Origin of the sequence: Psychrobium sp. nBUS_13 (assembly GCF_051201665.1) — a bacterium.
Classification (GTDB): Bacteria; Pseudomonadota; Gammaproteobacteria; order Enterobacterales; family Psychrobiaceae; genus Psychrobium.
Window position 1 is genome coordinate 1345788 of sequence record NZ_CP179210.1, and the last position, 11789, is coordinate 1357576.

Below are 11789 nucleotides of genomic sequence, written 5' to 3' on the forward strand. Positions count from 1 at the left end.
TTTAAAACAGCGTTAGCCAGAAGGCATCGCTAGAATGTCTTTAATATTGATGGCGTTGGGATACGCCACCAAACCAGTTTCTTTAGCAGTACGTGCATAAACCGCCATACGATCAGATAATTCGTTACCTTCGATATTTGCATGCCCTTTAACGTGGCTAATGGTTAAGTTGTTTTTAAGTTGTTGATACAAAGAGAAACACTCTTTAATGACTTCAAGGTTTTTAATCGGCTCGTTTTTACCACGCGTCCAACCTTTCTTTTGCCAACCAGCAGCCCATTTAGTTATACAGTCAATTGAGTACTTAGAGTCAGACAAAATTTGAACACTAAGCTGCTTGTCGATAAAGGTTTTAGCTAACTTAAACGATTCTAGCATGCCTAATAGCTCGGCAGAATTGTTGGTGCCGTTGGCATCAAATAATCCGTAATAGAGCGTTGTTGGTTGGCCATTTTCATAAACCGCAACGCCAGTACCTGCTTTACCTGGGTTTGGAGAACAGGCGCCATCGCAATAAATGTCGACGTCACAACTATTGATCGCTTTATTGGTAACCTTCGGCTTTGATGATACAGGGGCTGCGGTTTTGCCACCTTTTTCTAATGAACGTTTCATAAGTGCACGGGTATAGTTTTCTTTAAAGGCTTCATCAGCAAGCTCTTTTGAAGAAAATCCCATGTATTGTGCGTCTGCTTGACCGTCGATATAACTTTTAACTTCGGCCCAAGAATCAAAAACGCCAGTTTTTAATCCCTTCCACACCACGTAATGTTTTTTGCTCATTGTTGTAAATTCCTCATCACTAATGGCAGCAGATAATAGCGCCATAGCATTTAGTTACAAGTGTTATTTAACAATTGCTGGGGCTAATTTAAGCATTGGTGTAAAATCGGCCGCGAAATAATAATAACAAGACCTTTTATGCTAATTTGTGGCTGTGAATAACCCTGATTTTTATCGGTGTTTAATGGCTTTTAATAGATTGAATTAAGGGTTTCAACTGACTTTTATTAAGGACAATTGTATGAACTTTAAGCCCCTTGCCGTCATTTGTGTGGCATTGTCGCTACTAGCCGCGCCCGTCGCTAGTTATGCGGCAAAAAAAGAAAACCCTCGCGCCGACTATATCCGCGCAAATTACACTAAGTATGAATACCAAATTCCAATGCGTGACGGCACCAAACTATTTACGGTAGTTTATTCGCCAAAAGATCGTTCTCAAAAATATCCAATGATCATGCAGCGTACGCCGTACACTGTTGGTCCCTATGGCAGTGATAAATACAAAACACGCCTTGGTCCTGATGCTAAATTTGAAAAAGAAGGCTTCATTTTTGTATTCCAAGATGTGCGCGGTAAGTTCATGTCTGAAGGCGAATACGTCAATATGCGCCCACAAGACGCTTACAAACGCGGCAAGAAAGCCGTTGATGATGCAACAGATACTTACGATACCATCGATTGGCTAGTAAAAAACGTTGATAACAACAACGGTAAAGTAGGTATGCACGGCACGTCTTACCCAGGTTATTACACCTCAGTCGCTGCGATCAACAGTCATAAAGCGTTAAAAGCGATTTCTCCGCAAGCGCCAATTTCTGATTGGTTCTTTGACGATTTTCACCGTAACGGTGCTTTCGTTGTGCCAATGGCATTTTTGTTCTTCGATACCTTTGATAAAAAGCGTGAAAAATTACACGCCGCTTGGCCTAAAGGTATGAAAAGAGAGACAACTGATGGTTATGATTTCTTTTTAAAACTAGGTCCGTTATCTAACGTTAACAAAGATTATTTCCACGGCGAACGTCCGTTTTGGAATGAGCTGACCGAACATCCTAATTATGATGAATACTGGCAAGCACGTAATATTTTACCGCACCTTAATAAAGTAAAACCTGCAACACTTGTTGTTGGTGGTTGGTATGACACTGAAGATTTATACGGCCCATTATCAACGTATCAAACAATGTCTAAGAACAACAAAAAAGATAACGTTAAAATGATTATGGGACCTTGGTATCACGGTCAATGGAATCGCGGTAAAGGTCATAAATTAGGGGAAGCTGGCTTTGGTTTTGACACCAGTAAATGGTTCCAAAAAGCCGTCTTACTACCGTTCTTTAACCATCATTTGAAAGGTAAAAAAGATCCAAACCTTGCTAAGGCAACTATGTTTGAAACCGGTGCTAATCGCTTTAGACATTTCGATGCATGGCCACCTAAGAACACTAAGCAAGAAACATTGTTCTTAGACGAAAAACAAATGTTAACAGCAAGCAAGCCCCAACACAGTGAGAGTAAAAGCGAAAGTGCTAGTGATTGGGTAAGCGATCCTAACAAACCTGTACCACACTCAGCTAAAATTAGTCGTGGTTGGGATAAGCCATACATGGTTGAAGATCAACGCTTTGCAGCACGTCGTTCTGATGTACTGGTTTTTGAAACGCCAGTAATGGACAAAGACAAAACGATTGCTGGTGCCATTGATTTAGACTTATGGTTCTCTACCTCAAAAAGCAGTGCTGACATTGTTGTGAAAATGGTTGATGTGTTCCCAAGCATTAATGAAAACACTGACAAAGTAGATACTAAGAAAGCTAATCGTCATGAGTTAGTGCGTTGGGGGGTTATCCGTGGTCGTTTCAGAGACAGCATGAGCACGCCAAAGCCTTTCGTTCCTAATAAGCCGACAAAGGTTTCATTTGAGTTATATGATGTATTACACACCATTAAACGTGGCCACAAGTTACAGATCCAAATTCAAAGTAGCATGTTCCCGTTTATTGACCGTAATCCACAACATTACGTGGACAACATCTTTAACGCCAAAGAAGTCGATTTTGTTAAAGCAACACACAAAATCTATCACAGTGCGAAATACCCAAGCTCAATTAGTTTTGGCACAATCAAATAGTGAACACCAAATATTTGATTGTTAAATAACGAATAAAGCGAGTGATTTATCACTCGCTTTTTTGTTTCAGAGTAATTAGGAGAAATGATGAAAAAATTACTATGGCTAGTTATTGCCTTGATTGGCGTTAATATGAGCGTGCAAGCCAGTGATGCAATGAACTCTGCCAAGCCAATCCATAATATGTTTGACGCGATGCGTGAGCACGACGGCAAAAAATTGTTAGCGCAATTTGCGCCAAATGCCATGTTACAGCGTGCGGGAAAGGGCGGTGAAGTCAAAACAAATGATCTCGCTAAGTTCGCTGATTTTGTCTCGAGAACAGATAAGTATTTAGCTGAAAAACTGTTATCGGTAAATATCTCGATTAGCGATAACCTCGCTTCAGTATGGACGCCTTACGCGTTTTATCTCGACGGTAAAATAAGCCATTGTGGTGTTAATAGCTTTCAATTGGTTAAGTTTGAACAGTCGTGGAAAATTGTTTATTTGATTGATAATACACACAGTGGTGATTGTGAAAAATTTATCAAAAAATACAGCCACTAATTTTGCGCAAAATATTCAATGTTTAATAGCTGTTTATCACGGCCATTAAACTATGTGACATCATAGCTATTCAGCGTTTACTATCCTTGCTAAAATACTATTTTTATCGATAATTCACAGGCATTTCATGCACGCAAACAGCAATGACCCTCTTCACGGCTTAACGTTAGAAGCGGTAGTAACCGCACTCGTTGATCGTTATGGCTTTAAGTCTTTAAGTCGCCAAATTGAAATCCGCTGTTTCTATAGTGATCCCAGTATTAAATCGAGCCTTAAATTTTTGCGTAAAACTCCATGGGCACGCACTCAAGTGGAAGAGCTATACATCAAAACATTTGCAAAATCGGCAAAGACCAGTAAGAGTTCAAAACGTCCGCCTCAAAGTGATAAACCTAAAGGTGAATCGACATTTGTGTGGCCAAGCGTAAAAGATTAAAACAAGGTTTTTGTCTAACCTAATCAGCTTTATTGCTGGTGTTACACATTGAAACATTTTTTGCGTTGACAAAATGCTGTTCTACACGCTATTTCCTTGATTATTGTGATATAAACTCTGCACTTAGAAGTGGCTATTTGCCGCTTCAGTCTTTGATTTCAATGGAAAGAGCACTCAATATGAAATTCACCCCTTCTAAAATTGCACTAGCTAGTGCGATAGCGATTAGTTCGTTAACGCTTAGCGGTTCATGACAACTAACAACACCCCATCAGCGAATGTTATGGAGCAGGCTGCGCCAGTTATTCGTGAAGTTAATGAAGCGCTATCAGCTGAATATGCCGCGATGCGTAAACAACAAATCAGTGATGTTGCTTATAGCCTTTATTTTAATATCGGTCATGAAAAGAAAACATATAACGGTACGTCAGTTGTGGAATTTACAATGGCAAAAGGCAATAAATCACCAGTCACGGTTGATTTTGAGTCAGGTACTGTTGAGCCGGTGAAGGTAAATGGTCAAGTTGTACCATTTGATTAGGGGCTGTTGAACTTTTTAGTTTAAATTTTGTTCAGTCTAAAAGGGTTGTGGGCACATGTTCATTGTTCCAGACTGAGCATAAGCACCCACATTCCTGTGGGCTAGGCATGAGGATTGATGCTGGGTTTACCCCAGTGAATGACGAATAACGCGGCACAAAATACTTTTAGGTGAATCCTACGGACAGCATTTGTTTGTTATTTCTACGGCGTTATCGCCTATGTAGAAACATCAAACCAATTGCTGCAAAAATGAACTCAAAAGATCAACAGACCCTATACAAAATGGTTTATTTCGATTGCACCAAATGCGTTTAACACTGGCAAAAATAGCATTGAGAGCAACGCCATTTTAGTTAATTTTAATAAGTACAAGTGGGCAAATATTTAATGCAATTGGTATAATCCTATCTAGCTTAAAGCGCCGTTTAGTTGACTAAACGGCGCTTTTTTTATGGCACTTCTAAACTTGAGCATTTATAGTACCTGACATAGATTTCCAAAATGCTTAACTCCTTTTAAAAGAGCACATTATGATTAACCAAGAAATTGCCCAGTTTGAAAAATATTACGCCATGTTAATGGAGTATTTAGTCACCTACAGTATGCAAATTGTTGGTGCCGTATTGATTCTGCTCATTGGGTTATGGGTTGCTAAAAAAGCCGCCGCATTAGTAACCAAAATTATGGTTCGCCATGAGGTAGATATCACCTTAACTAACTTTGTTAGTAGTGTGGTCAAAGTGCTTATTATTATTGCAGTCGTCATAATTTGTTTAGGCAAGATCGGCATTAGTGTGACACCTTTTGTGGCAGCGATTGGCGCGGCGTCACTTGGCGCTGGTTTGGCAGTGCAGGGCATGTTGGCTAATTACGGCGCTGGTTTAGCAATTATTGCGACAAGGCCTTATGTCGTTGGCGATACTATTATGGTGAAAGATGTCAGTGGCCAAGTTAAAACTATTGATTTAGGTCATACCATTTTAATTAATGAAGAAAACGTTGAGATTACCATTCCTAACAAACATGTCATTGGTGAAATACTGCATAATTCAAACGAGTATTCACTCGTTCAAGGTGACATTGATATTGCCTATAGTGCATGTGCTGATACTGCAATTTCTTCGGTTGAGAAGGTGCTTAATGAACATGACTGCGTTGCTCAGTCACCACAATGTAAAGTGGGTATTGAAGCATTTGCAGCTAGTGGCGTAACCATTAGTTACCGCTATTGGGTGCCGACTACAAAAATTATTGAGACGAAACTCGCGGTTAACGGACTAGTTTACAAAGCCATGAATCAACAAAATATTGAAATACCTTTTCCACAACGTGTTGTTACTATTCAACAAGACGATGCCTCATAGGGCACCGTTAATTATCGATTAAATATAGGATTGCATAGCTTGATAAAATTCTCTTTTCTACCTTTAAAAAAACTGTCGACAGTTCAAATTGAAGAACATCGCTTTGACGTCGAAGAGGTGATCTCATTAAATTCGGTGGAAGACCTTAAGCTATTACTGGGCATGTTTGGTTCGACCTTAAGCTCAAGCGAACTTAACAACATCAGTGGTGTTAGCAACGTATGGATCATCGATAAAAAACTCAAGCCACAAGATGAAGCCTCCATTGATAGTTTTTATAATCAATGGCTAGCAAAATCAAAGCGTGATAATGACTTCGGAGAATTTTGCCAGTTAGTGTCGTTTAATAGTTTTATTGCGGTGCTAAATAAAGGCAAATTTAATGTTGTTTTGGCATTAGCTGACCAGTAATTAAGGTAGTTGAGAAAAGCTGAGATAAACCTCTAAAAGGAATGCGCGATGTCTTCAGTCCCCAAAGATAAACAGCAATTACTCGATGCAATAAACACAATATTTCCTAAATTGATGACAGACTATCGCTCTGTGCCAGTTGAGTTATCTCGTGTGTGCGCCATTGAAGGTAATGTTAAAGACACTAAAATAAGTGTTAGCGATACTGTCGCTTATCTCATCGGTTGGGGACAGCTAGTGCTTAAATGGCATCAGTTAACATCGAAAAATCAAACTGTTGATTTGCCTGAGACAGGATTCAAATGGAACCAATTAGGACTATTGGCTCAGCATTTCCAACATCACTATCGCGACTGGTCATATATTGCGCTATTAAATGAGCTTGAGATAACGATAAACCTATTGAATGAACTGATTAACAGTTTAAGTAATGATGAGTTATATGGCGCACTTTGGTATGAAAAATACACCTTTGGAAGAATGATTCAATTTAATACCTCATCACCAATGAAAAGTGTACGAACGAAAGTCAGACGATTTATTCGAGAGCAATGTTGAAGGAAGGTGTGCGATTTTTTCACAGTCAATACAAAAACTAAGTTAGTTCCTCAGTTAATCCTCAATATTTATTTTAGTTGATTTTGTTCAAGTTTTAATGTTTCTTAATAATAATTAACTAGATCACAACAAATAAAGGATGCTATCCTTTATTTTGTTTTCATCAGGATTTGTTATGCCCAAAGTTAGTCAACAACAAGCTCAAATCACTCGGCAACGGATTATTGATTGTGCGCTTGAGATTATTTTATCCAGTGGCATTGAATCATTAACCTTCAGCAATTTAGCAAAGCAAGCACAGATTGGTCGCTCAACAATTAACGGGCATTTCTCAAAAAAGAATGACTTGTTAATGGCGTTGCAGCCGCGTCTTGTCAGTATTATTGATGAAAACCTCTGTTTTGATAGCGCAGACGATTTTTATAATTCTTGGGTGCATGCGATTAAGAGTAATCAAGAGTTTCGACAAGTTATTAAAGTGACTGGTGCATTTTTTGATAATGACACAGGTATTGCAGGATTAATGCGACGTTTTCCATCACCAGATGAAGACACAGAAAAAGCCATTTATACGGCAATGGGCTATGCCATTGTTCACTTACCTAAATACACGTAGTTAATTACAGATAGTTAAATACACTGAGTTATATAAAAGTCCCTTTGGAGGAACTATGAAACTGACCAAAATTACGATGATTACTTCGATGATCATCTTAGGCTCATTGATTGGCGGTTGCCAAGATAAGGCGAATGAAGCGCCTACAGATGCACAAGATCTTATTCGACCTGCAAAATTGATAAAAATTGGCCAAGCGCAAACGAGTCACTTTTTAAATTATCCAGCCGTTATTGAAGTAAGTCAGTCATCGCAATTGGCCTTTCAAGTGAGTGGTAAAGTTGACACATTAGCGGTACGTGATTCTGATGAAGTAAAACAAGGTGACGTGTTAGCGCAATTAGATAAGCGTGATTATCAATCAAAACTCAATGTTGCAAAAGCGCAGTTTGAAAACTCTCAAGCAGAATATGAACGTGCAAAGCAGTTGATGGACACCAAAGTTATTTCTAAAAGTGAATTAGCTAGTAAGAAAACTGATTTTGAAGTGACACAATCCCAACTGGTAAGTGCGCAAAAAGCACTTGATGACACAACGCTTCGCGCCCCGTTTACTGGTAACGTGGCGAATGTCTTGATTGAGCCACAAGAGACCATTCAAGCAGGGCAAACCGTTGTTACTTTATTGTCGTTAGCGAAATTAGAAGCAAAAATTAATATTCCTTCAAACATCATTTTGCGTGCGCCAAAAGAAGAGTCTCAGGCTCCACAGGCTTATATTGTGCTTGATGCTGCGCCTAACCTAAAAATTGATGCAACGTTCAAAGAACTTAACCTAGAAGCTGACTTAAATTCACAAACCTATGAAGTGGTATTTGGATTTGATGCCATTAACGATTTAAATATTCTGCCAGGTATGAGCGCGACATTATGGCTTGAGCCACCAACTAAGGCGAAGAAAACATCAAATATTGCGGTACCGTTAACTGCTATTGGTTCAAACGGTGAAGCGACCTTTGTGTGGGTCGTTGACGAGAAAACAATGGAAATTAGCAAGCGCGATGTCGTTGTAAAACCGGGCGTTGGTAAGAATTTAGAGGTAATAAGTGGGTTAACTCAAGGGGAGACTATTGTCGCCGCCGGGATTGGTTCGTTAGTACAAGGGGCTAAAGTTCGCGCGTGGGTGAAAGACTAATGCCATTAACTCAATTTTATTTAATCAATTGTGAGAGCGTGCTATGAATATTGCAGAGTTTTCCATTAAAAATCAGATCTTGAGCGTCATCATTATTCTGTTGTCGCTAGCTGGTGGCTGGCAGGCTTATCAGAATATGGCACGTTTTGAAGATCCAGAATTTACGATTCGAACAGCAGTCATCTTTACACAGTATCCTGGTGGCAGCCCTGAACAGGTTGCGCGAGAAGTTACTGAGCCATTAGAAACCGCACTACAACAACTTCAAGAAGTGAAAGAAGTGCGCTCTAAATCATCGGCAGGTGTCTCTGAAATCAATGTCGATGTGAAGTACGAATTTTCGAAAAGCAAAGATGATTTGCAGGTTATTTGGACCAAGATCCGTAACAAAGTAAAAGATGCACAGCGTTCATTACCAAGCCAAGCGTCAACTCCCATCGTTAATGATGATTTTGGTGATGTGTACGGCTTGTATTATTTTATTACCGGACCAGATTATTCGCCTGCTGAACTGCGCCAATATGCAAAATCGCTGCAAAAAGAGCTACTGCAAATTAAAGGTGTTGCTAAAGTCGCACTGACTGGTGAGCAACAAGAGGCTATTTTTGTTGAGATTTCTCGAGATACTGCTGCGGTGTTAGGTGTGTCAGTTTCCAAGTTATATGAGACTTTAGGCGCACAAAATGACGTTGTTGCTTCTGGCAATGTTGTTATTGGCGATCAGCGGCTCATCATTGATCCATCGGGCGGCATTGACTCAATTGAGTCGATTAAAAACTTGTTGGTATCAACGAGCAGCGACGGAAAAATTACTTACTTAAAAGACATTGCTGACGTGTACCGTGGTTATCAAACACCGGCTAGCAAGTTAATTCGCTACAACAAGCAAGATGCAATCGCTATTGGTGTCAGTAATGTTGCTGGTGGTAACGTTGTTGTGATGGGCGATGCGGTTAATGCTAAATTGCAGGAATCGTTGAGTCGTCGTCCAATCGGCATGGAAGTTCATGAGTATTACCATCAAGGTAGTATCGTAGAAGCCTCTGTTGATAATTTTGTGATGAACGTATTAGCGGCACTGGCTATTGTCATCGTGACTATTTTCTTATTCATGGGTATTCGTAGTGCTATCGTTATCGGCTTTATTTTACTGTTAACCATTGGTGCAACACTCGCCACCATGAACATGATTAATATTCCAATGCACCGTATCTCGTTAGGCGCACTTATTATTGCGCTCGGGATGATGGTAGATAATGCAATCGTGGTGACCGAAGGTATTTTAGTAGGTCTTAAAAACGGCGTTAAAAAGCTTCAAATTGCCAAAGATATTGTTAGTCAAACTAAATGGCCGCTACTGGGCGGTACGCTAGTAGGTATCATTGCCTTTGCACCCATTGGTTTGGCACCGGGTGAAACGGCTGAATACACAGGTGATTTATTCTGGGTAGTGATGATCTCGTTACTATTTAGTTGGGTATTTGCAATTACTTTAACGCCACTTGCTTGCTATTGGTTATTGCCACAAAACGAAGACGAAGGGCAGGTTGATGAGCCGAGCACACTGACGTTGAAGTATAAAGCCTTCATGAAAGCTGTGCTTAACTATCGCTGGCCAGTCATTTTCGTCGCAATCGGACTCTTTGGCGCATCAGTATGGGGCGCTAAATACATGACGCAAGGGTTTTTCCCACAGTCTACTAGCCCGCAGATGGTTGTCGATTACTGGCTACCTGAAGGCACTAAAATCGAAAAAACAGCGCAAGACATGAAAGTGCTTGAACAGTTTGTCAGTGAAATGGATGGTGTTAACGCCGTGCAAAGCCTTGTTGGCGGCGGTGGTTTACGTTTCATGTTGACTTACAGCAGTGAGCCAAATAATGGTTCATACGGTCAATTGCTAGTACGTGTTGATGACTACCATGAAATCGATGGCATGCTGCCTAAAGTTCAAGCCTATGTTGCCGAACGTTTCCCAACGGCACAAGCCAAAGCATGGCGTTTTGTATTGGGGCCTGGTGGTGGTTCTAAAATTGAAGCTGTCTTTAAAGGCAATGATCCTAAGATTCTACGTCAGTTAGCTAATCAAGCGAAAGACATTATGGCGAGCGATAGCCAAAGCTTGTCAGTTAAAGATGATTGGCGCCAGCCAGTGAGTGTCATTGAGCCTATTTATTCTGAATCCAAAGGTCGCCGTGCTGGTATTTCTCGTCAAGATTTAGCCAACGCACTTGCGGATTATTACTCAGGTAAAACCGTTGGTTTGTATCGTGAAAATGAAGATTTAATTCCTATTGTTTCACGCGTTCCAGACTCTCAAAATGCAACTATTGACGATATCTACAACATTCAGGTGCTTAGTTCAGCAACAGGACGTTCAGTGCCTATTGCTCAAGTGACTAATGGTTTTAGAACGATTTGGCGCGATAGCATCATTAGACGTGAAGACCGCGTGTTTACTATTACTGCCCAATGTGATCCTGTTGCTGGCGTGCCTGCATCAGTATTACAAGCACGTATCCAAGCTAAGATTGAAGCCATTGTCCTACCTGATGGTTACACGCTGAAATGGGATGGTGAAGCAGGTAACTCGTCTGAGTCGTCAAACGATTTAATGTCGACTATTCCTCTTGGCTTATTAGCAATGGTGTTAGTGGTTGTCATCTTGTTTGGTAAAATCCGCCAGCCAGTCGTTATTTGGCTCGTGGTTCCACTTTCATTTATCGGCGTGGTATTTGGCTTAGTCACCACAGGCATTCCACTTGAATTCATGGGCATTCTAGGTGTGTTATCACTGTCTGGATTACTCATTAAAAACGCCATTGTATTGGTGGATCAAATGGACTTTGAAATCGACCAAGGTAAAGCACGTTTCGATGCCATCATTGACTCAGCTACCAGTCGTGTTCGTCCTGTAATGATGGGCACATTAACAACGGTACTTGGCGTTATTCCACTATTCTTTGACGCGTTCTTCCAGTCAATGGCGGTGGTATTGGTATTCGGATTAACGTTCGCCACCTTGTTAACCCTGATTTTAATCCCAGTGCTTTATTCAGTATTCATGCGAGTGAGTAATAAAGAAACTGCTTAATTACACATGTGATTAATATGGACATTGAAAAGCGCTTGTTGATGATAAGCGCTTTTTTGTTTGGGTTCAGAATTAGTGTCAGGTACTCGGAAACACGCGATTTACAAAGGATTATTAATTATCTGATTACTTATACAGTTTATTGTCTCCAACTGCCATCACACTAACC

At 40.3% G+C, this 11789-nt stretch carries 11 protein-coding genes; 10 read left to right on the forward strand and 1 reads right to left on the reverse strand.

Annotated elements, in window-relative coordinates; all coding sequences use genetic code 11:
- Window positions 1-12: 12 nt before the first annotated feature.
- Entirely contained in the window at window positions 13-783 is a 771-nt protein-coding gene (locus ACMAZF_RS06110; RefSeq protein WP_435276542.1) for a ribonuclease H family protein, read from the reverse strand.
- A 241-nt stretch (window positions 784-1024) separates the two neighbouring features.
- On the opposite strand from ACMAZF_RS06110, the gene ACMAZF_RS06115 reads away from it, so the two are divergent.
- The 10 genes from ACMAZF_RS06115 to ACMAZF_RS06160 all read left to right on the forward strand — a co-directional run bounded on the left by ACMAZF_RS06115 (window position 1025) and on the right by ACMAZF_RS06160 (window position 11620).
- A complete protein-coding gene (locus ACMAZF_RS06115) occupies window positions 1025-2914 on the forward strand; it encodes a CocE/NonD family hydrolase (RefSeq protein WP_435276543.1) in 1890 nt (629 codons plus the stop codon).
- An 84-nt stretch (window positions 2915-2998) separates the two neighbouring features.
- Window positions 2999-3463, forward strand: a complete 465-nt coding sequence (locus ACMAZF_RS06120; RefSeq protein ID WP_435276544.1) for a hypothetical protein — start codon at window positions 2999-3001, stop codon at window positions 3461-3463.
- A 127-nt stretch (window positions 3464-3590) separates the two neighbouring features.
- Window positions 3591-3899, forward strand: a complete 309-nt coding sequence (locus ACMAZF_RS06125) for a VF530 family DNA-binding protein (protein ID WP_435276545.1) — start codon at window positions 3591-3593, stop codon at window positions 3897-3899.
- A 250-nt stretch (window positions 3900-4149) separates the two neighbouring features.
- On the forward strand, window positions 4150-4440 hold the full coding sequence (locus ACMAZF_RS06130; protein WP_435276546.1) for a hypothetical protein: 291 nt from the start codon (window positions 4150-4152) through the stop codon (window positions 4438-4440).
- 532 nt (window positions 4441-4972) lie between these two features.
- The gene (locus tag ACMAZF_RS06135) at window positions 4973-5806 is read left to right on the forward strand and encodes a mechanosensitive ion channel family protein (protein WP_435276547.1); all 834 of its coding nucleotides are present in this window, start codon (window positions 4973-4975) and stop codon (window positions 5804-5806) included.
- A 39-nt stretch (window positions 5807-5845) separates the two neighbouring features.
- Window positions 5846-6217: a hypothetical protein gene (locus tag ACMAZF_RS06140; RefSeq protein ID WP_435276548.1), complete on the forward strand. Its 372-nt coding sequence runs from the start codon at window positions 5846-5848 to the stop codon at window positions 6215-6217.
- Window positions 6218-6265: 48 nt separating this feature from the next.
- The gene (locus tag ACMAZF_RS06145) at window positions 6266-6775 is read left to right on the forward strand and encodes a ClbS/DfsB family four-helix bundle protein (protein WP_435276549.1); all 510 of its coding nucleotides are present in this window, start codon (window positions 6266-6268) and stop codon (window positions 6773-6775) included.
- A gap of 175 nt (window positions 6776-6950) precedes the next feature.
- Window positions 6951-7391 carry a TetR/AcrR family transcriptional regulator gene (locus ACMAZF_RS06150; RefSeq protein ID WP_435276550.1) on the forward strand — a complete coding sequence of 147 codons (441 nt, stop codon included), beginning with the start codon at window positions 6951-6953 and terminating at the stop codon, window positions 7389-7391.
- 55 nt (window positions 7392-7446) lie between these two features.
- On the forward strand, window positions 7447-8526 hold the full coding sequence (locus ACMAZF_RS06155) for an efflux RND transporter periplasmic adaptor subunit (protein WP_435276551.1): 1080 nt from the start codon (window positions 7447-7449) through the stop codon (window positions 8524-8526).
- A 43-nt stretch (window positions 8527-8569) separates the two neighbouring features.
- Entirely contained in the window at window positions 8570-11620 is a 3051-nt protein-coding gene (locus tag ACMAZF_RS06160; RefSeq protein WP_435276552.1) for an efflux RND transporter permease subunit, read from the forward strand.
- The last annotated feature ends 169 nt before the right edge of the window (window positions 11621-11789 follow it).

Bases quoted from the DNA above. Each gene is read 5' to 3' on its own strand.
- ACMAZF_RS06160 (WP_435276552.1), top strand. From the start codon at position 8,570: ATGAATATTGCAGAGTTTTCCATTAAAAATCAGATCTTGAGCGTCATC.
- ACMAZF_RS06115 (WP_435276543.1), top strand. From the start codon at position 1,025: ATGAACTTTAAGCCCCTTGCCGTCATTTGTGTGGCATTGTCGCTACTA.
- ACMAZF_RS06130 (WP_435276546.1), top strand. From the start codon at position 4,150: ATGACAACTAACAACACCCCATCAGCGAATGTTATGGAGCAGGCTGCG.
- ACMAZF_RS06145 (WP_435276549.1), top strand. From the start codon at position 6,266: ATGTCTTCAGTCCCCAAAGATAAACAGCAATTACTCGATGCAATAAAC.
- ACMAZF_RS06135 (WP_435276547.1), top strand. From the start codon at position 4,973: ATGATTAACCAAGAAATTGCCCAGTTTGAAAAATATTACGCCATGTTA.
- ACMAZF_RS06120 (WP_435276544.1), top strand. From the start codon at position 2,999: ATGATGAAAAAATTACTATGGCTAGTTATTGCCTTGATTGGCGTTAAT.
- ACMAZF_RS06125 (WP_435276545.1), top strand. From the start codon at position 3,591: ATGCACGCAAACAGCAATGACCCTCTTCACGGCTTAACGTTAGAAGCG.
- ACMAZF_RS06110 (WP_435276542.1), bottom strand. From the start codon at position 783: ATGAGCAAAAAACATTACGTGGTGTGGAAGGGATTAAAAACTGGCGTT.
- ACMAZF_RS06155 (WP_435276551.1), top strand. From the start codon at position 7,447: ATGAAACTGACCAAAATTACGATGATTACTTCGATGATCATCTTAGGC.
- ACMAZF_RS06150 (WP_435276550.1), top strand. From the start codon at position 6,951: ATGCCCAAAGTTAGTCAACAACAAGCTCAAATCACTCGGCAACGGATT.